The following is a 20,504-nucleotide window of genomic DNA, read 5'->3' on the forward strand; positions in this document are numbered from 1 at the left end:
TCGTAAGGTAAGTCCGTCGGACATATTTCGCACAAATATAAAACTAGGACATAACTATGATATATTAAACTCTATACAAGGTCAATAACTCTCGTATCTAAAAGATGGAAACAATGTGAAGTTTTTATGAATTTTTTTGCCATTTTTGTACAATCACATTTAACAGCTGCTTGACCTGATCTTCCATGATCGAATGTTTATATTGGTCGTCCAGGTTTTCAAGCGGGATGGACGGGACCCAGATCAAGCCTTCTCCAAGTTTATCCTCGACCTTCTTCCACCGGCTGTCTGAAGTCAGGAAGAAAACGTGCTTCACACCACTCCCGGTTAATTCTCCTGCCCATTGGGATAATTCGGATGCCTCTTGCTCTTCCGATGATGTCATTCTATACGTAAATGAAGGGGTCATCATCATTCTTCCTTTGAACTGCCTTTCCAGGTGTAGAGCGAGTAGATTGATAAACTCTGATTGTGCTGCCGAGACTCTTATATCCTTCCCAAAATCAACAGGGACAACGGGAATGACCGCCGTATCTACATATGCTTTTTCCGCTTCAAACACTTCAATATCTTTTACGTTCCAATTCATATATAACCCTCACTTTTTTCTTTCATTTTCCACTTCCCATCTTATCACTTTATCTCATCTCATATAAAGCGATTTCACTTTTTTTATACTAGTGCCTTACATACAAAACGTGCTTCCCGGTGAAATACTCCCCTGGATAGAAATACTTCTGGGAGATACTCCACTAAAAGGGCACGAAAAGAGCCTCGTTCATAGTATGTACCATTCTTAATCTTCCTATCTAAAAAGACAATAAAAAAATCGAATGAAGAGATGGTGTTTCTCTTCATCCGACTTATCAGGTCAGGCTATTCAATTCTCTGGTCAATTTACTGAAAGCCTTTTTGTCACCGGTATCCAATGCTTGATCGATGGCCTTTAACAAGCGGTCCTTCCTGAAAGTCTGCAGGCTGTCCTCTAAAAACTGTTCAGCTACCATTCTGTCTTTTTCATTGATGAGTAAGTACTTCGGCATAAACGGATTTTCTTCCAGTACGGCTGCAAATTGATAACTCGAATTTGCCTTACTGAAGTTCAGCTGAATATAAATGTCCTCATCTTTGTTCAAGCGGATATCATGAAATGACTTTTCTGCGTCCGTTGTCATGATATTTTCCTTGTAGAACCGGAATGGAACATCTTCGACACAATGAGTGGACATCACCAAGCCTCTCGGACAATACTGGGATTCTTCGACAAAGTGAACCTTTTTCATTAATTGGTCATGACTCATCAAATAATTTAAGATCCACACACATTCTCTTCGTTTTAATTGATATCGGTTCAAAAACCAGCGGATAAATTCTTTCTTCTCGTTGACAGAAACAGGGGTGGTCATGGTTTTCCCTCCTCTGCAGAATCCTTTTTAAAAGGTCCGTTTTTCTTTCATCATAAAGTGCAAGTCACATTCATAAGCTCTTTGCCAATTTCATCTCAAGACACCCTAGTCCCTTTAACCCACCGTCACAGATCAGTCTTGTAATCTTTCAATCAGGTCCTGCCATTCGTCATTTGAAGGATCCATTTCAATCAGGTGTTTATATACTTCTACTGCTTCACCCCTGAGTCCTTCTTCTACTAGAAATTGTCCGAACTCTAGTAAAAACTCTTGATGATTCTTAAAGTAAGTATATGCAATACGGTATTGTTTTAATGCATGATTATATTGTTCAAGCCCTTCATAAGCCTTTGCCAGATCCCAGTTGATCTGAGGCTCTTCTTCTCCTTCAACTGTCAGCATCTGGGCGATTTCCAGAACATCTTCATACCGGTCCTGTGTAAAGAACAATTTATTGATGATAAGGGCAGCTTCCACATATCCAGGATCAAGGGCAAGGGCTTCCCGAAGAAACGCTTCTGCTTCTTCTTCAAGTCCCATCTTCAATGAAATTTTGCCTCCGAATACATTCATTTCTTTATTGTATTCATCCTGTTTGACTCCCGCCTGAACAGCCTCCAGGCTCTCTTGAAGCTTTTCTTCACGCTCATACGACTTCGCCAGTAGTAAATAGACTGAATGATATTCAGGATCCAGTTCCTTGACGGAAACGAATTTTTCAATCGCCTTTTCGTAATAACCAGCCTGATAGGCGGTAAAGGCATAGCCAAACAGTGTATTGATTTCCAAATGTTCTTGAAGGGCTTTTTCATAATGGGTCAAAGCTTCTTCGAATGCTCCTCCTACACTATAGGCCTCTGCCAATCTCTGGTGGACATTCGTTCCGCCAAGCTCCGTCGTCCCCTTTTCTATGAGGATCTGATAATGCCTGATCGCTTCCAGGAATCTGCCCGTTTCGGAGTACAATTCCCCAAGTCCGAAATCGATGACGGGTTCATCAGGTAATAACTTCTTGGCTTGAAGAAGCTTCTGTTCGCTTACTTCAAACAAACCCTGCATTTGATAAAGATCCGCTAAAAGAAGAAGTGATCTTGGATAGGTGGGGTCTTTCTCATCCAGTTCAGCAAGCGTTTCGATGGCTCCCTCTTCATTATCCATCTCCACCAGCACTTCAGCCAGTTCAATGAGAAGTTCACCCTCACCCGGATAATATTGAAGGAGATTCCCATAAAGCTCTTTTGCTTCCTCCAGAAACCCCAATTGATGTAATTCTTCGGCAAGACTGAATTTTTCTTCATGGCTTCCAAATTTCAGCACTTGATTATACTGTTTCTTTGCTTCTTCTAAATTCCCTTCTTCCAAGGAAGATAACATTTGTTCTTTGTATGACATGGTCAATCCCTTTCTATAAAAAAGCTTGTATTCAATTAAGTAAAATATCCCGGGGTTTGTATGATCAGTTCTTCACCAGCTCCAGGATAAAAATGACCTCTATTATTTACATAATGATATTTCCCTTTGTTCATAGTACATTTTAGCACATGATGATCATATTGAAATGATAATGGCTCAGTACTTGACTCACCTTCAGGCTTCATATAGAGGTTATAACATATTTCTCCACCCACCAAAAAATTTCCTCTAAGGGGATATATTCCAATTTTCTTCAATATGCTTACGTTCAGTGGCTCTTTTTCAGGGATTTCAACAGGAATATGGGGAATACCCTCGTTTTTCATCGAATTCTGCCATATTTTAAGATGCTTCATTTTGGTTTTATTGTCTATGTTTGTCGTAAAAAAAGGGACAAAAGTAATAGGGTAATCATACAATAATCCTTTGATCCATCCCCATGGAATGTCTCTGAATCCACTTGCTTCATCCAGTTCGATCCAGATGAGGGGCACTTTATGCCGCTTACATGCACGTATGATGTTCGGGGTAATCAGATTCGCAGATGTTTTCAACCCTATCGTATAATCAAGGGGACTGTTGAGAAGGGAGGTTTTCCGTTCATTCAATTGTGTAAGGAATTCATACTCATACTGTATTGAAAAAGCCGTTAAAATGGTGGTGCACCCTCTTTTTATGAATTCGTCAAGGTAATAATTCTTTACGGAGATGAAGTCGTTCCCTTGGGGTACCATTATGTCACACATGACATGTCCGGGAGTCATCAAAAAATGTGACACATCCATTTTCATGTACTTGTAGTACTGAAAGCTGTTCCTGATGGCTGAAATCCTTCCATCTTTCACCAATAGTGAAGTGTGAGTTAGCTTGGTGTCCTTTACCCAATGGGCATTTTCAATAATATAGGTGCTCACCCCATCATCACCTTCCTTTATAGACAAGCTATGAAGGTAAGGATGAATTCATGCCACCCACTCATTAAAAAGAGAGGCGGATTTCAGCCCAAAGACCAACCACCTCTCACTTAATCGATTCAGTTTTAATTTATCAACAGTTGGTTGATATGTTCAAAGAAAGTCGGATACGAGATCTTCACGGCCTCTGCATCTTCTAAATATACATCAGAGTCGGTCAACAGGGAAGCGACAGCCAGTGTCATGCCGATCCGGTGATCGCCCCAGGAATGGACTTCTCCACCGTGTAAAGGGGTTTTCCCCTCGATGATCATCCCATCATCCGTACCCTGTATGTTTGCACCAAGCTTTCCAAGCTCCTTCACAACGGCATCGATTCGATTGGTTTCCTTGACTTTCAATTCCTCGGCATCTTTGATGACGGTCTTCCCCTCTGCCTGTGAAGCTAAAAGAGCAATGATGGGAATTTCGTCGATCAAAGAAGGAATCAGGTCCCCTCCGATTTCAATGCCGGTAAGGTTGGAGGTTTGCACGAGAATATCACCGATAGGTTCACCTTCGTTTGATTGCTCCATGACCTCAATGGACGCACCCATTTTCTTCATCACTTCTACAATGCCGGTTCGCGTTTCATTCAGCCCGACATTCTTCAACAGTACTCTGCTATCTGGAACGATGGCTGCAGCCACCATGAAAAAGGCTGCTGAGGATATATCTCCAGGTACATAGATTTCCGTTCCTTTCAATACCTGTCCTCCCTTTACTTTAATGGTGTCTCCGTGCTTCTCAATCGTTCCCCCAAACTCAACGATCATTTTTTCTGTATGGTTCCTCGTCTGCTCTCTTTCGACTATTTCAGTCATTCCTTCAGCCTGAAGCCCGGCCAGTATGAGGGCGGATTTCACCTGGGCACTCGCCACAGGTAAAGAATAATGGATCCCTTTCAGGTTTCCACCCCTGATGGATATAGGCGTGAAGTTGCCTCCTGAACGGCCATCAATCACGGTCCCGAATTGCTTTAAAGGCTCTGTCACCCTCTTCATGGGCCTTCTCGCAATCGAGGGATCACCTATCAGGACTGAATGAAAAGGTCTTCCTGAAAGAATTCCCATAATGAGACGGGTCGTGGTCCCTGAATTTCCCACATCAAGAATGTCAGAGGGTTCTTTCAAGTGGTCCCACCCTTTACCGTACACGGTCACTGCGTCTTTAGAAACCTCAATCTCAACTCCTAATTTACGGAAGCAGGATATCGTGCTTAAACAATCCTCCCCCATAAGAAAATTATGTATAACCGTTTTCCCTTCAGCTACCGATCCAAACATAATGGAGCGGTGGGAGATCGATTTGTCTCCTGGTACGTGAAGCTCTCCATTCAAACCAATGTTTGGATTTGACAGTCTTTTCTTCGGTTCCATCCTTATCACCCTTTATCCTAAGAATAGTTCATAATTTGTTTGTTCTCTTAAGCAGTGCAAAGCTCTTTCCCTATCTTCCAGCGTTTGAAAGCTGATTGCTAATACTCCGTATATATCTTCTCTCGTTTCCATTATTCTGATATTCGTCAAACTGATCTTCTCCTGTGCAAGATATCCTGTCACTTCCGAGATCACACCTGGATAATCCGGTACGTCTACAAACAAATCATAGAATGAAGGTATCGCCCCTTTTTCCAAGATGGGGAGATCATCCCTGAATTCTTTCGCATCGTTAAAATAATCGTATATTTTCTGTGAATCATTCATTTCGATGAGTGATACGACCTCATCCATCTCTACTTTCCACTCCTTTAAGAGTGAAAGCAGGACTCCCCTGTTCTGGATGGTGATGTCTTTCCACATGGTCGGGTTGGATGAAGCGATTCGGGTGATATCACGAAAGCCCCCTGCAGCGAGCCTTCTTAAATAAGGGTGTTCGGTCGAAGAGCCCTTCGCTTGATGAACGAGTGAAGCCGCTACTATATGGGGAAAGTGGCTGATCATACCCGTTAACTCATCATGTTCCCTTGGTTCTACTATTAAAAATTTTGCGTGCGTTCCCCTCAGCCAGTCTTGAAGCTTACCGACGTTTTCTTCTGCCACACCGGATCCCGGCGTAAGCATGTAAAAGGCATTTTCAAAAAGGATCTCTTTCGCAGCTGCTACGCCGCTCTTATGAGAGCCTGCCATCGGATGTCCCCCGATAAATTGAATCCCGTTTTTGGTCAGCACTTCCGAAGACCTCATAATCTGTTCCTTTGTACTTCCAGTATCGGTGATCAGAACACTTTCTTTCAAGGAAAGGGATTCAAATTGTGCGATGATCTTTTCTGTTTGAAAAACAGGTGTAGAGATAATAATGAGATCCGCCTGTTCGGCGGCTGTCTGTAAAGAAAGGGACATCTCATCGATCACTCCCAATGATTTCGCCAGCCTTAATTCTTTATGATTCACATCATGACCAATGACCTTGGCATGTGGATGCTCTTTTTTAATGCAGAGGGAAAGGGACCCTCCGATCAGCCCCATCCCAATGATCAACACTGTTCCATTCATCGTTTCCCCTCCATCTTTCTATTTAAAAAAAGCCGGAAAGGACCAACGCCCCTCCGACCGCTCATCATGCTTGTTTCTGAAGTAGCAGAAATTCCGTCATTTTCTCGATGACCTCTTCATTTTGATCATGGGATCCCACTGTTATCCTGACTGAATGAGGGTATCCGAGCGCTTCTCCGGACCGGACGATATAGCCCTTGCTCATCAAGTATTGGAATACCTCGTCCCCACTTACGCCGAAGTCGATCAAGATGAAGTTCGCCTGTGATGGGACATAGGCGAGTCCGTTCTCCTCACAGAAGCGGTAATACTGCACCAGTCCTTTTCGGTTCTCTCTCCTGCATTCATCGATGAAGGCCTGGTCTTCGATTGCTGCTGAAGCCGCTCCTTGAGCCAGTGTATTATTATTAAAAGGTTCACGGATCGGCTCCAATTTCCCGATTATGTCCTTATTCCCGATTCCGAATCCCACTCTGAACCCTGCAAGGCCATATGCTTTTGAAAAGGTGCGTGTAATCAATAATTGAGGATATGACTTCAACAATTCCAGAGAATCATAATAATCATCCGCCACGACATATTCATAATACGCTTCATCCAAAACGACCAGGACATGGGCAGGTACTGCATCCAGGAAGGAAATGAGTTCCCCGTTCCGGATATACTCCCCTGTTGGGTTATTTGGCGAGCATAACCAGACGACCGAAGTGGTGTCATCAATTTCTTCCAGCATTTTGGCCAGTTGATGCTTTCCTTCCGGATCCAGGGGAACTTCACGGACCTCTGCTCCCTCAACGATGGCATTATGCTTATATTGAGGGAAAGTAGGGGTTGCCATAACCGTGCTTTTCCCTCCATCCAATAAAGCCCTTGAGATGATCTCGATCACTTCATCAGAGCCATTTCCAAACAATAACTGTCCAGGTTCCACAGATAAATGTTCTGCCACCTTAAAACGTAACTCCTTCGCATAACCGTCAGGATAGAGCGCATGTGAAAGGGCATTGTTTTTCAGATAGGTTTCAACGTTTCTGGAGCATCCAAAGGGATTTTCATTCGATGCGAGCTTCACTACTTTCTCAAGATTGAATAACTCTTTTACATCATCCATCGTTTTTCCAGGCTGGTATGCTTTAAGATTTTGAATCTGGGATTTCCACTTCATGTTTAAACTTCCTTTCAGTCGTATTCATAATGGCCGCTTCTTACTTCTTCAAGTCAGGACGAAGGCTGACTGCATTTTTCATATAAATATGTTGGATGTCACTCTGAGGTGTTGAGGTATTATAGTGAATCATCACCCTGATGCAGCGGGACAGTCCATGGGGTACGTCCAATTCCTGCATGCACATCACCGGGACATATTTCCACTCTTCGAATCCCCTTAATGCTTTGGCTGGAAATACGCTTTTAATGTCATCTGTTGCAGAAATAAAAACGGATGCGACATGTTCTGCCGTAATATTATTATGTAAAATCATTTCCTTTAAGAGACTTTCAGTTGAAAGGAGAATTTCCTTTTCATTATCACGATCTGCTGTAGTGGCACCTCGAATTCCCCTGATCATTCTTCCACTCTCCCTTTTTCTTGATATTCTGTACTCTGTTCAGCGGCGGGATCTATAACTGTCGAATGTATGCATCCGCCTGTTTTAAATCTTCCTCCGTAACGCCCGCCATCACGGGTTCACCGAGCTCCTTCAACAACACAAAAACCGGATTGCCGTTCAGGGACTTCTTATCACGCTTCATCCCCTCGTATAATGTGTCAAAACCGATGTTGGAAGGAACCTTCAGATTGTACCCGAGAGTTTTGATCCATCCTATGAACCCATCCATGTCAAATGACAGGTTGCAGTAGCGTTCACTGAGATATAAAGCATAGACCATCCCGATCATGACCGACTCCCCGTGAGTCCGATTTCCATAGCCGCTTGCACTTTCAACCGCATGCCCGTATGTGTGCCCGAAGTTTAAGAAAGCCCGGATATTTGACTCCCGTTCATCCTTTGATACGATGTCTCCCTTAACCTGTATTCCCCTGATCAGGCAATCTGTTAAAAAGCTTTCATCTATGTTTTCAGGCGATCGGAAAGAGTGCATGAGATCCTGCAGGAACTCACGGTCAGACAAGAAGGCATGCTTGATTACTTCAGCGAATCCCGATCGTATTTCCGTTTTAGGAAGGCTCGAAAAGTAATTCAAGTCAAAGAATACGCCTTCCGGCTGATAAAACTGTCCGACCATATTTTTCCCCAGGGGGTGATTGATCGCGACTTTCCCTCCCACGGCACTGTCGTGTGCAAGGATCGTGGTCGGAACGCCGATGAAAGGAATTCCCCTCATATAGGTGGATGCGATAAAGCCCGCAAGATCACCTATGGCACCGCCACCGAAAGCAATCACGATGGATTTGCGATCTACTCTATGCTTGAGCCCATGTGTTATCGCATCTTCATACGTGGCAAAGCTTTTCGCTTTTTCCCCTTTGGGAGCTTGATAAATGGTTACATCAAAGGACTGACCTAGATCATCCGAGAATGCTTGCCCATGGAGCTTATATACGGCTTCATCGGCAATGAGCCATAGCTTTGATACATCAGGGAAGGACTTCTTAATAAAAGAAACAATCTCATTCGTCATCTCCACTCCAATAGTTACGTCATATGTCTTGGAAGCAGTTTGAATGGTTACCTGTTTCATTTCATTAATACTCCTTTGATTCCTGGCGTTGTCTGTTGATATCCTGACGAAGTTTCTCAAATTGATCACTATTGAATTGTTCAACGATGCCAGCAGCAAGTTCCCATGCCACTACGGCTTCCGCTACTACGCTTGCAGCTGGAACCGCACAGCTATCCGACCTCTCGATGCTTGCTTTAAAAGGTTCCTTCGTTTCGATGTCTACACTCTGAAGAGGCTTGTAGAGAGTCGGGATCGGCTTCATGACCCCTTTGACACGGATCGGCATGCCCGTTGTCATACCTCCTTCAAATCCTCCTAAACGATTCGTTTTCCTGTAGTACCCAAGCTCTTCGCTCCATGCAATTTCGTCATGCACTTCACTTCCAGGCTTTCTTGCCATTTCAAAGCCCAAGCCGAATTCGACCCCTTTAAATGCGTTGATACTCATGACAGCCATGGCAATTTTCGCATCAAGCTTACGGTCATAATGAACATAACTACCTACTCCTGCAGGCATCCCCTCAACAATGACTTCCACGACCCCGCCTATGGAATCCCCATTCTGCTTCGCTTCATCTATCAGGTTCATCATTTTCCCGGCAGCCTCTTCATCCAGGCAGCGGACAGGAGATTCTTCCGTGATCTCTCTCAGTTCATTTATTGAATCATAATGAAGCTTTTCGGCTTTAATGCCTCCGATCTCAAGGACATGTCCGACGACTTCTATATCCAATAGCTTCAACAGCTTCTTAGCAACGGCTCCTGCTGCCACCCTTACAGTCGTCTCCCTGGCAGACGAACGTTCCAGGACATTCCTTAAATCTCTATGTCCATATTTCATTCCGCCGACGAGATCAGCGTGACCTGGTCTCGGCCTCGAGATCTTTCTTTTCACTTCTTCTTCTCCGCCCTCAAGAAGGGGCTCGATTCCCATCACCTTCGTCCAGTGAGTCCAGTCTTTATTCTCCACAACCAATCCTAAAGGAGAACCAAGGGTATATCCATGCCTCACCCCGCCGACGATGGAAGCACGGTCCTTTTCTATCTGCATTCTTCGTCCGCGCCCATAACCTTTCTGCCTTCTTGCCAGGTTTTCATTTATATCTTCAGCTTCAAGCGGCATTCCTGCCGGCAGCCCTTCAATGATGGTCGTTAACTGTGGTCCATGTGATTCTCCAGATGTTAAGTATCTCATTTACTTTCCCCCTTCAACTCGTTAAAGAATTATGTACCAATATAACATAGAATTTATATTCTTTCCTAGTCCTTACGTTTAAAAACTTTTCTAATATTCTATTTTCCTGAAAAAAATAAAACGATGTGAATCCATCATATTTTGAGAGTGCACTTCTTCATCAGCCTAAGGGATGAAAAAGTGATTCTTGGATATGCGGATTGACATCGCCGTTGTTTATATTTTTTTGTAGAAGAAGGTGTCTTCTGTTTCGAAGCCGTATTGTGAGGGGTTGAAGATTTGTTCTGTGCTTCCTACGAAGAGCACGCCGCCTGGCTTTAGTGAATGATTGAATTTATGGTAAAGGAGGTTTTTGGCTTCTTCGGTGAAATAGATCATCACATTTCTGCACACGATTAAATCATATTTCCCTTCGAATGGGTCCGAAAGCAGGTTTTGCTGCTTAAAGCTCACCGTTCGCTTTACTTCGTCCTTCAGTTTAAATAAAGGTCCTTCCTGGGTGAAATGGACTTTTTTCATTTCTTCCGGGAGTTCGGTTAGGGATCTTTCCGGATAGACCCCGTTCATGGCCCGTTGAAGGGCATTTTTGTCTATATCTGTAGCTGTGATGGATCCGTTTGAGAGGGACATATACTTCGACAGCATCATGGAAAGGGTGTAAGGTTCTTCCCCGGTTGAACATGCTGCGCTCCATACTTTCAGTACTGGATTCCCACTTAACAGTCTCGGGAGGATCTTTGTCTCCAGTATTTCCCAACGCTTGTAGTTGCGAAAGAATTCTGACACATTGATGGTCATACGATCCAGAAACCCTTCCATTTCTTCTCGATCCCGATTCAACGCACCAAGAAATTCCTGAAAACTTCCATACCCTTTCTTTTCATATAGGGCAGTCAGCCTCCTCTTCATCTGCGCTTCTTTATATAGGGAAAGATCAATCCCTGTTTTTCGTTTAACCCCTTGAATAAATTCAGTATAATCATTTGACATTCAGATCCACACTCTCTTTGCTGCGAAAGGTATAAAGCTATATTATCTATATCGAACATTTCGGGGAAAAGTTAACCTTTATCCATAGAAAAAAGCAAGCCGCAAAATGCGACCTGCTTCTAAATAGCAAAGGCTATTAGTAAACCCACTCGTTCATTAACTTAGAATATTCAACCAATTCTTCTTCTTTGAAAAATAGACCGATTTCTCTTACAGCGCTTTCAGCAGAGTCGGAACCGTGGATGATGTTCTTGCCTACAGTCAGACCGAAATCACCGCGGATCGTACCTAGTGCAGCATCCTTTGGATTTGTTGCACCCATCATTCCACGTGCTGTCGTGATGACGTTTTCACCCTGCCAAACCATTGCAAATACAGGTCCAGAAGTAATGAAGTCAACAAGTTCCCCAAAGAATGGTCGTTCTTTGTGCTCACCATAATGTTCTTCTGCAAGCTCGTTTGAAATACTCATAAGCTTGGCACCTACCAATTGAAAGCCCTTTTTTTCGAAACGTGATACGATATCACCGATTAACCCTCTTTGTACGCCGTCCGGCTTAACCATTAAAAATGTCTTTTCCATCTTCCCCACTCCTAATATGTATGTATGGAATTCCTAAGGACATCCCACGAAAATAGTAACACTGATCGGGGGTTTTGGCAACGTTTCCATTTTAAATTTTCTTAATATTTTCTCTTGCCGATATAATTTGCGATATTTTTAAGGCTTTTCTTTACGCGGTTATATGGAAGGTGCTCCAGGTCCTTCAGGGCCCTGTCCAGATACATCCTGCTGAGATCATGGGACCGGTCGATGGCGTCTGTAGCCAGGATCGAAGATATGACCTCTTTCATTTCGTCGGGGGTGGTATATTCCGTCACTCGTTCAATCTTGGATTTCAAATCCGGGTACTCCATGGCGTACAGGATCGGCAGGGTGATATTCCCTTGCCACAAGTCACTTCCCGCAGGTTTCCCGAGTTCTTCCTCACTTGCTGTAAGGTCCAGGATATCATCCGTGATCTGAAAACTCATTCCTACATTGTAACCAAATCGGTAAAGACGCCTGTGAATCTCTTCAGGTGCACCGGAAGAAATAGCACCGAGCTGGCAGCTTACGGCAATAAGCAAGGCGGTTTTCCTTTTGATCCGTAAAAGATAATTCCGCAGATTCTGATCAAATCGGTATTTATCTTCGATTTGAGCGATTTCACCCTTACATAATTCCACCAGTGTGTGTGATAAAATCTGATGTGCTTCAGGAACTTTTATAGATGTCATATATTCAAGGGCCCGTGCAAATATATAATCCCCTGTATACATCGCGATACGATTATCCCATTGGGCTTTAATCGTCGGTTTTCCTCTTCTCAACTCTGCATCGTCGATCACATCGTCGTGTACGAGGGAAGCCATGTGCATCAGCTCTAATGCTACCGCTACATTTTTTACAATATTAATATCGTATTGTCCGAATTTGGCAGACAGCAAAACAAACACCGGCCGGATCCTCTTCCCACCTGCTTGAAGAAGGTGAAGGGAGGCCTCTTGTAAAAGCAGGGATTCTGACTCGATCGCCACTTCCAATTCCTTTTCAATTTCATCTATATCCGCTTTAAGAAACGAATACATCCTGTTTAGCTTCATAGTTTTTCCACCTAATTTACGAATTTCTTACTTTCTGCCGGAATGCATAGCAGCAACCCCGCCACTATACGGCTTCACATGTATGTCTTTAAAGCCTGCTTCTTCAAACATCTGTGCAAGCTCCTTCATGCCCGGAAAATCCCTTGCAGATTCCTGAAGCCAGGAATATTCATTAAAGCTCTTGGCGAATATCTTCCCGAACAGGGGCATCACAAAACGGAAATATGCGTAATACATCTGCTTGAAGCCAAACATGGTAGGTTGGGAGGTTTCAAGGCAGACGGCCATCCCTCCAGGTTTCACTACGCGGTTCATTTCCTTCAGGACGTGGAGATAGTCAGGTACATTTCGCAAACCGAAGCCAATGGTCACATAATCAAACGTGTTATCGTCGAAAGGGAGCTCCATGGCGTTCCCATGAATCAGCTCGATATTGTTCAGGTGGGACTCTTTGACTTTCTCTTTACCGATCGAAAGCATATTTTGACTGAAATCAAGGCCCACCACGTTGCCGGACTCACCGACTTCTTCCCCCATGGCCAATGTCCAGTCCGCAGTACCGCAGCAAACGTCAAGCGCCTTGGAGCCAGGCTTCACATTCATATGCTTCATGGTATCTTTTCTCCATTTTATATGCTGTTGGAAACTGATTACGGAGTTCATCTTATCATAATTGGAATAAATCTTTTCAAATACTCCATGAACTTTTTGTTCTTTCGACTGCTGCATGTTGTTTTACCCTTCTTCCGCGTATAGTTTGGTCATTGGTTCAGGCTCCACATAAGGTAACAGCTCTACAATAAGCTTCTTAAAATAGGGCGTGTCCGGCTCGATGGTCTCTAACTGCCCCTGGACCTTTCTCTTTGTCATTGCTATGAGTTCATCTATTTGAGACAGCAGATGTTCCGCTTCTTCCTTTGTTAAATGGAAGTCCGGTGAAGCCTGATCTGTCCGGTTGGATAAAGTGGTCAAAGCCCGTATGAAGCTCGTATACTGCGAATGCCCAAGACTTATTTTCTCCTGGACGAGCTTCTTGTAAAGCAGGGCTTCTTCTACGATCTCAATCCATTGATCGTCTTCGAAGGAACGATAGAAGTTGGACACAATCGCTGATTCCCTGGTCTTTAACTTCTTCATGAGTTCAGCGATGCTTTTATGCTCGTCCTTGTATATGGAAATTTTGCTTTCATTTATTTCTTTGATCGCTTTTGCTAAATGTGAGATAAGTTCAACATCATCTGTTTCTGCGAGGATCTTGTAATAGAGGCTGCTGAAGTACACTCCAGCGAGAACTGTCAGCTGCCTTTCCTTTAAGGAATCACGTTCAGAGATTGTAACCTTTTCATGTGTATCAAGGGCTATCTGCAATAACATGGCAGTCGAAATCCACTGTACAACTTCTTTACTCATCGTCCGTCCTTCACTTACGAAAGGCAGGAGCAGAAAATAGATCCGGTCCCGGTCAATATACGGTTGATCGATATATTCCTTTAGATAAGAGTGATGCAACTGCTCTTCTATGTATTGATGAATGATATTCGCTTGATGGTTACAATCAATGAATTTCATACCCTGTAATCCCCATTTCTACTATGTATCGGTCTAAAAATTTCAGCATTAAATATTATACCATAAAATCCTCCACAATAGGGAACATGAGTCCCATCCCCCTTAAGGAGATTATAACAAAGGGGACGACCACGAAGCTGAAAACTTCTTAGTCCGTCCCTCCTTTATTCTCTCTATCAGCCAAAAGCAGAATAGAAGATTATTTCTTATTATCACTCTCAACCTCGCCGTAACTGGTGACGATCGTCGCTTTCCCTCTTACCTTGATGGCAGAAGTGTGATCCGTAAATTGTGCGATCATCACTTCCCCTTTATCCAGCTTCTCTGAATGATGAAACCTTGTGTCCGTCCCTCTTGTCAGGCCGATCACATTCACGCCGTCTTCTATTGCTTTGATGACAATATAATCATTTGAATTCATTTGTCGTCACTCCTAATTCTTTATGAAAGAAAGAACTTCACTGCGTGCCTGAGCGTCCTCTTTGAACGTCCCCCTGACAGCTGTCGTCACTGTACTGGATCCCGGCTTCTTCACGCCTCTCATCGTCATACACATATGCTCCGCTTCAACGACTACCATGGCACCGTGTGGAAGAAGGGTTTCCATGATCGTATCCGCCACTGTGGATGTGATTCTTTCTTGCAGCTGAGGGCGCTTGGCAACGGATTCAACGGCCCTTGCAAGCTTGCTTAATCCTGCCACCTTACCATCCCTTGGAATATACGCAACATGTGCTTTTCCGAAGAAAGGGACTAGGTGATGCTCGCACATTGAATAGAACGGAATGTCCTTTACCAGTACGAGTTCTTCATGTTCTTCACTGAATATGGTTTCAAAGTATTCTTTCGGATCATGATCAAGTCCTGAAAAAACTTCTGCATACATTTTCGCCACGCGTTTCGGCGTATCTAATAAGCCTTCTCTATTAGGATTCTCTCCAATAGCTTCTAATATTAATCGAACTGCTTCTTCTATTTGGCCATGATTGACTTGTGCCATAATGTTGTCCTCCTAAAATAACTTAAAGAAATAGTAACATTGTTAATATTAGCACAAGCCCATAATGTCATCAAAGACTAGTGCTTTAGAAGTTTTATCTTAATATAAAATACTCGATAAATGAAGAAAACTTCATACATAATTTTCGGGAGGAGGCTTCATACTAGTAGAGAAAAACAAAAAGGCCGCATAATTATGCGACCTTCCCGTTACGCTCAAAGTATGTAATTATTTTACAGCTTCTTTAAGCGCTTTACCTGGTTTGAAAGCAGGTACTTTGCTAGCTGAGATTTCGATCTCTTCACCTGTTTGTGGGTTGCGACCTTTACGGGCTGCACGCTCACGTACTTCGAAGTTACCGAATCCGATTAATTGTACTTTATCACCGTTTGCAAGTGAATTTTGAATTGTATCGAAAACAGCGTCAACCGCTTTAGTAGCGTCCTTCTTAGATAGCTCAGCAGCTTCTGCAACAGCATTGATAAGTTCTGTCTTGTTCATGCCATTCACCTCCTCCCAAGGAAATGTCTCAGTCATGATTCATTTACTTTAATATCATTAGTAAACAACTTTAGCGAATTCTATACATGATGTGTAGAAAAAACGCTTGAAAACGTTGCTGAATCAATATTCAACAACAATTCTGTTAAAAGATTATCACAATAGATAAACCTTAGCAAGAACAAATCAAGAAATAATGGGAATCTTTTCTTATTTGCAACAGAAATGTAATAGAATCACCATCCATCCCTTTATTCTCGCACTCTAATCAACCTATCACTTCTTTCGGATGACTGCAACTGATACCCTCATCTATCAGGTACTCTAACTTACTTCCCAACCACGGAATCCCTTAAACATCCATATCCGTTTCCCGTCAGGTTTGCATACCTTCCATGATGGCATCCATCCAGGGCATAAACCTTCCACAAACCCATACACACCAATGCTTCACAGGGTATGACGAAATGACAAAAACCTTCCTTCAGACGACTGGAAATTTATAATTATACATTGTGAAAAATCCAGAGTCCGAGGAATATTTCTTAAAGAAAAAGCAAACAAAAAAAATGACCCTCCTAAGAAGGTCAAAGACATTTATAATATAATGGCGATCAATCCACCCGATCCTTCGTTGATGATTCTTTCTAATGTATCCTTTAGTTTATATCTTGCATTTTCAGGCATCAGGGAGAGTTTTGCCTGAATACCTTCTCTTACGATGGAACTCAAGCTTCTTCCGAAAATATCGGAGTTCCAGATGGAGAGTGGATCATCTTCGAAATCCTGCATCAGGTAGCGCACCAATTCTTCGCTCTGTTTCTCTGTCCCGATGATCGGTTCAAACTTGGACTGAACATCCACTTTGATCATGTGTATGGATGGAGCCACCGCTTTCAAGCTGACACCGAATCTTGCCCCTTGCCTGATGATTTCAGGTTCATCCAGGCTCATATCGTTCAATGAAGGGGCAGCAATGCCGTATCCAGTCTGCTTCACCATTCTCAGCGCGTCTGAAATTTGATCATATTCGGCTTTCGCATGGGCGAAATCCTGCATTAATTCAAGCAAGTGATCTTTCCCCCGAATTTCCACCCCTACAATTTCCTTCAACACTTCATCGTACAGTTCATCCGGGGCGTACAGGTCGATTTCAGCAATCCCCTGACCCATATCGATGCCGGCAAGCCCCGCACGTTCGATATGATCGAATTCACTGAAGTAGTGGACAACCCGATCCACATCCCGGAGTCGCTTAATGTCCTTGACTGTTTCCTTCACCGCTTCCTGGTAGTTCTGTCTTAACCAATGCTCTTCTTTCAGCACCATTACCCAGCTTGGAAGATTGACATTTACCTCAAGAACCGGGAATTCAAACAGCGCTTCTCTCAGGACATTCAATACATCCGAGTCCCTCATACTTTCCACACTCATGGCGAGGACCGGTATGTCATATTTATCCTGAAGTTTCACTCTAAGGTCTTCTGTTTCAGGAGCATGAGGCCTCGCTGAGTTGATGACCATGATAAATGGTTTACCCACTTCTTTCAGTTCCTCTATGACCCTTTCTTCTGCCTCAATGTAGTCTCCTCTGCCAATTTCCCCGATGGAGCCGTCTGTCGTGACAACCACTCCGATCGTGGAATGCTCCTGGATGACTTTCCTCGTGCCGATCTCGGCTGCCTCATGGAATGGTATAGGCTCTTCATACCATGGGGTATTGATCATCCTGGGTCCATTTTCATCCTCATATCCCTTGGCACCAGGGACCGTATATCCTACACAATCTACCAATCTAATATTCACTTCGAGGCCTTCATCGACGTGAACAGAGATGGCTTGATTCGGAACAAATTTCGGTTCGGTCGTCATGATCGTCCTGCCTGCCGCACTCTGAGGCAACTCATCCTGCGCTCTTGCACGCTCTGATTCGCTTGCGATGTTAGGAAGGACGACAAGTTCCATGAACTTCTTGATGAATGTTGATTTTCCTGTTCTAACTGCTCCTACCACACCTAAATAGATATCTCCGCCTGTTCTTTCGGCAATGTCTTTAAATAGATCGACTCTTTCCAAGAGATTCCCTCCCATCTTATATTCCAGGGATGTTTCATCCGTGTATTCTGTGTCTCACATTCTATAGTTATGATGTTGTCCCAATGACTTATGACTATTAATATGCTTTTTTTCCCCCCTTATGATGAAAAGTGAAAAATTTATTATGTCTTAGCATTTATGATCATTTGTTTTGATGAAATAACCCTATAAAGGATGACATAAAAATAATAACCCTTCCCTTACAATATATTTTGCAAGAAAAGGGTTATGCCTATTTTGTCATAAAGACAGGTTCGTTATTTTCATCAACCGTATACGGTAAAGAATATGCAGGAACAAAGTATGTATCTTTTACTAGTAAATTCCGGATATCTTCACCTTTTTTATAATCTTTGTCACCCGATTTGAGTTCTTCAAATAAATCCATTGAATAATCAACATAAATGTCGCCGTCCCCATTGATGACAAGGGGAAGATTTTTATTGGAATAAGGGCTATTCACGTAGACTTCCTCGTCATAGCCAAGTTCCTTATAATTCAGGGTATAGACATTGTTTGCAACTTCTTTTTTAAACGGAGGATAGTCCTGTGCCTGGATCCTGATTTTCAATTCCCTTATTTGTTCAGCCATACGAAGATCGAATATCTTGACTTCGGGATTTTCTTCCACATTCACTAGAACATATTGAAAGATTCCTCCATTCTCAAAGGCATTCCCCGGAATTTCGGGTAAGTATCTGGGGGATAATTTCCTGAAATCAATCGGATATTTCTGATAGATGGGAGTATCCTGATCCCTGGTCTTGATCGGAAGCAGTCCGCTATTATCTTTCTGATAGGTTTCCACTGCCTCTTGTACTGCCTTCACCTGGGTTTCATAAGGAATCTGATTCTGACTTAATTCTTCATCCGGATACAAACAGCCGGAAAGTATGCTCATCGTAAGTATGAGGAGTAATGCTGCTATACTAAAGCGCTTCAATCTAAAACGTCCTTTCAATCGGGCGGCCCTAATTGGTAGGTCCGCTTAATACTATATAAATCATCATGAGCCCACCAGCGATCATCAGTATGTATGCCATGAAAGCTGTGATAAAACGCAGGAATTTCTGCTTAATCTTATATCTGCTAAAATAAATCGTTAATATGGCAAAAAACATGAATCCCATCGAGGCAAACGAAATCCACATCTTCATCATCGAATCCAAAGTACATCCCTCCTGTTATCGAATGTATTATATCATAAGATTTTTACTAAAGAATAGAAAAGAATGGTTGTTCAATAATCTGTTACAACCTTAAAGGGGGAGCTTATGGATGAAAGATCAAAAAAAGCTTCTCAAGTATGTCAGCATCATAGACGTCAACATACTAAGAGAAGCTCTAAATAAGGGAGACCTACCCATCCATAGGCAAAGCTGTATATATTCATGACAGTGTATGCAGAAAGATCCGTGTACGCATCCTCGAATGCCTATAAATCGAGGAATAATTGTGCATTATGCAAAAATAATCATTCATACAGTCCTATTTTCCGGATCAGGTTAAGCGTTCACCCAGAATATTCACAAGGTCTTCCATTTCATTCGTTTTCACGCGACCCATCAAATGATCAACGGCTTCTTTCGCTTCAACTTTATTGAAGAGGACATCGTACAGTGCATCCGTAATCGGCATATTCACTTCATACTTCTCAGCAAGCTGATGGGCCGCTTTCGTCGTGCGAACCCCTTCTACGACCATTCCCATGTTGGCCAGGACCTCATCCAGATTATGACCCTTTCCGAGCATATTCCCGGCTCTCCAGTTTCTCGAGTGCACACTTGTACACGTTACGATGAGGTCACCGATTCCCGTTAATCCTGAAAACGTCAGGGGATTCGCACCCATCTTCGTTCCCAGACGGGCAATCTCAGCAAGCCCGCGTGTAATCAGAGCCGCTTTGGCGTTATCCCCGTATCCCAAGCCGTCTGTAATTCCGGCAGCAAGGGCGATGATATTCTTTAAAGCCCCACCAATTTCTACACCCAGGAGATCCGGATTTGTGTACACACGGAAATTCATGTTCATGAAGAGGTCCTGAACTTCTTCAGCAGCCTTCATATCCTTAGATGAAACGGTCACAGTCGTTGGATGCCTTAAGCTCACTTCTTCAGCGTGGCTTGGTCCTGATAGTACCACGACTGTATGTAAATTCTCAGGTGCCATTTCATCTTCGATCAATTCTGAAATTCTGAGGAGGGAATCAGGTTCAATCCCTTTACTTACATGGACCACGGTCAACGGGGCACGTTGAACCTCTTGAATTTGCCCGAGGACCCCGCGGATCGCTTTCGTCGGAACGGCCAGAATGATGGTATCGACACCATCCAATGACTCCCCAAGGTCGTGATAACCAATAATGGAGTGAGGAAGCTCGATGTCTTTCAAATACTTATGATTCGTATGCTTTGAATTGATTTCATCGATTTGTTCTTTTTTGTGGCCCCATAGCCTAACTTCCAGTCCATTATCAGCCAGTACCATCGCCAGGGCCGTGCCCCAGCTTCCTGCTCCGATTACCGTTACATTTTTTGAACTTTTCATTTTTAC

22 protein-coding genes are annotated in these 20,504 nt (G+C 43.2%); all 22 read right to left on the reverse strand.

Going from position 1 to position 20,504, the window contains the following annotated elements; all coding sequences use genetic code 11:
• Positions 1-124: 124 nt before the first annotated feature.
• Positions 125-589: a YpiF family protein gene (locus P8596_RS14410; RefSeq protein WP_034758382.1), complete on the reverse strand. Its 465-nt coding sequence runs from the start codon at positions 587-589 to the stop codon at positions 125-127.
• Between the two features lie 277 nt (positions 590-866).
• Complete coding sequence (locus tag P8596_RS14415) at positions 867-1,406, reverse strand: ReoY family proteolytic degradation factor (RefSeq protein ID WP_098440025.1); 540 nt, start codon at positions 1,404-1,406, stop codon at positions 867-869.
• 132 nt (positions 1,407-1,538) lie between these two features.
• Positions 1,539-2,798 (reverse strand): tetratricopeptide repeat protein, encoded by a 1,260-nt coding sequence (locus P8596_RS14420; RefSeq protein ID WP_279724205.1) that lies wholly within the window; start codon positions 2,796-2,798, stop codon positions 1,539-1,541.
• 35 nt (positions 2,799-2,833) lie between these two features.
• Positions 2,834-3,733: a hypothetical protein gene (locus P8596_RS14425; RefSeq protein ID WP_279724206.1), complete on the reverse strand. Its 900-nt coding sequence runs from the start codon at positions 3,731-3,733 to the stop codon at positions 2,834-2,836.
• Positions 3,734-3,858: 125 nt separating this feature from the next.
• Positions 3,859-5,151 carry a 3-phosphoshikimate 1-carboxyvinyltransferase gene (gene aroA, locus P8596_RS14430; RefSeq protein ID WP_279724207.1) on the reverse strand — a complete coding sequence of 431 codons (1,293 nt, stop codon included), beginning with the start codon at positions 5,149-5,151 and terminating at the stop codon, positions 3,859-3,861.
• A gap of 12 nt (positions 5,152-5,163) precedes the next feature.
• Complete coding sequence (locus P8596_RS14435) at positions 5,164-6,267, reverse strand: prephenate dehydrogenase (protein ID WP_279724208.1); 1,104 nt, start codon at positions 6,265-6,267, stop codon at positions 5,164-5,166.
• A gap of 64 nt (positions 6,268-6,331) precedes the next feature.
• On the reverse strand, positions 6,332-7,432 hold the full coding sequence (gene hisC, locus P8596_RS14440; protein ID WP_279724209.1) for a histidinol-phosphate transaminase: 1,101 nt from the start codon (positions 7,430-7,432) through the stop codon (positions 6,332-6,334).
• Between the two features lie 40 nt (positions 7,433-7,472).
• Positions 7,473-7,835, reverse strand: coding sequence for a chorismate mutase (gene aroH, locus P8596_RS14445; protein ID WP_034758360.1), 363 nt, complete (start codon positions 7,833-7,835; stop codon positions 7,473-7,475).
• 52 nt (positions 7,836-7,887) lie between these two features.
• Complete coding sequence (gene aroB / locus P8596_RS14450) at positions 7,888-8,970, reverse strand: 3-dehydroquinate synthase (protein ID WP_279724210.1); 1,083 nt, start codon at positions 8,968-8,970, stop codon at positions 7,888-7,890.
• Between the two features lie 4 nt (positions 8,971-8,974).
• A complete protein-coding gene (gene aroC, locus P8596_RS14455) occupies positions 8,975-10,147 on the reverse strand; it encodes a chorismate synthase (RefSeq protein ID WP_224519625.1) in 1,173 nt (390 codons plus the stop codon).
• Positions 10,148-10,363: 216 nt separating this feature from the next.
• Positions 10,364-11,137, reverse strand: a complete 774-nt coding sequence (locus tag P8596_RS14460) for a CheR family methyltransferase (protein ID WP_279724211.1) — start codon at positions 11,135-11,137, stop codon at positions 10,364-10,366.
• Positions 11,138-11,273: 136 nt separating this feature from the next.
• Positions 11,274-11,720, reverse strand: a complete 447-nt coding sequence (ndk, locus tag P8596_RS14465) for a nucleoside-diphosphate kinase (protein ID WP_034758349.1) — start codon at positions 11,718-11,720, stop codon at positions 11,274-11,276.
• Positions 11,721-11,821: 101 nt separating this feature from the next.
• Positions 11,822-12,784 (reverse strand): heptaprenyl diphosphate synthase component II, encoded by a 963-nt coding sequence (gene hepT / locus P8596_RS14470; protein WP_224519623.1) that lies wholly within the window; start codon positions 12,782-12,784, stop codon positions 11,822-11,824.
• 27 nt (positions 12,785-12,811) lie between these two features.
• Positions 12,812-13,513 (reverse strand): demethylmenaquinone methyltransferase, encoded by a 702-nt coding sequence (locus P8596_RS14475; RefSeq protein ID WP_224519622.1) that lies wholly within the window; start codon positions 13,511-13,513, stop codon positions 12,812-12,814.
• Positions 13,514-13,519: 6 nt separating this feature from the next.
• Positions 13,520-14,353: a heptaprenyl diphosphate synthase component 1 gene (locus P8596_RS14480; RefSeq protein ID WP_279724212.1), complete on the reverse strand. Its 834-nt coding sequence runs from the start codon at positions 14,351-14,353 to the stop codon at positions 13,520-13,522.
• A gap of 199 nt (positions 14,354-14,552) precedes the next feature.
• Positions 14,553-14,774: a trp RNA-binding attenuation protein MtrB gene (gene mtrB, locus P8596_RS14485; RefSeq protein ID WP_034758340.1), complete on the reverse strand. Its 222-nt coding sequence runs from the start codon at positions 14,772-14,774 to the stop codon at positions 14,553-14,555.
• Positions 14,775-14,786: 12 nt separating this feature from the next.
• The gene (folE, locus tag P8596_RS14490) at positions 14,787-15,353 is read right to left on the reverse strand and encodes a GTP cyclohydrolase I FolE (protein WP_034758338.1); all 567 of its coding nucleotides are present in this window, start codon (positions 15,351-15,353) and stop codon (positions 14,787-14,789) included.
• Positions 15,354-15,581: 228 nt separating this feature from the next.
• Positions 15,582-15,854, reverse strand: a complete 273-nt coding sequence (locus P8596_RS14495) for an HU family DNA-binding protein (RefSeq protein WP_034758336.1) — start codon at positions 15,852-15,854, stop codon at positions 15,582-15,584.
• A gap of 597 nt (positions 15,855-16,451) precedes the next feature.
• On the reverse strand, positions 16,452-17,930 hold the full coding sequence (gene spoIVA, locus P8596_RS14500; protein WP_034758333.1) for a stage IV sporulation protein A: 1,479 nt from the start codon (positions 17,928-17,930) through the stop codon (positions 16,452-16,454).
• Between the two features lie 253 nt (positions 17,931-18,183).
• A complete protein-coding gene (locus P8596_RS14505; protein ID WP_224519620.1) occupies positions 18,184-18,894 on the reverse strand; it encodes a YphF family lipoprotein in 711 nt (236 codons plus the stop codon).
• Positions 18,895-18,922: 28 nt separating this feature from the next.
• Positions 18,923-19,111 carry a DUF2768 domain-containing protein gene (locus tag P8596_RS14510; protein ID WP_079533131.1) on the reverse strand — a complete coding sequence of 63 codons (189 nt, stop codon included), beginning with the start codon at positions 19,109-19,111 and terminating at the stop codon, positions 18,923-18,925.
• Positions 19,112-19,451: 340 nt separating this feature from the next.
• Positions 19,452-20,498, reverse strand: coding sequence for an NAD(P)H-dependent glycerol-3-phosphate dehydrogenase (locus P8596_RS14515; RefSeq protein WP_279724213.1), 1,047 nt, complete (start codon positions 20,496-20,498; stop codon positions 19,452-19,454).
• Positions 20,499-20,504: the final 6 nt, after the last annotated feature.

The organism is Rossellomorea sp. DA94, assembly GCF_029834455.1.
Lineage (GTDB): Bacteria > Bacillota > Bacilli > Bacillales > Bacillaceae_B > Rossellomorea > Rossellomorea vietnamensis.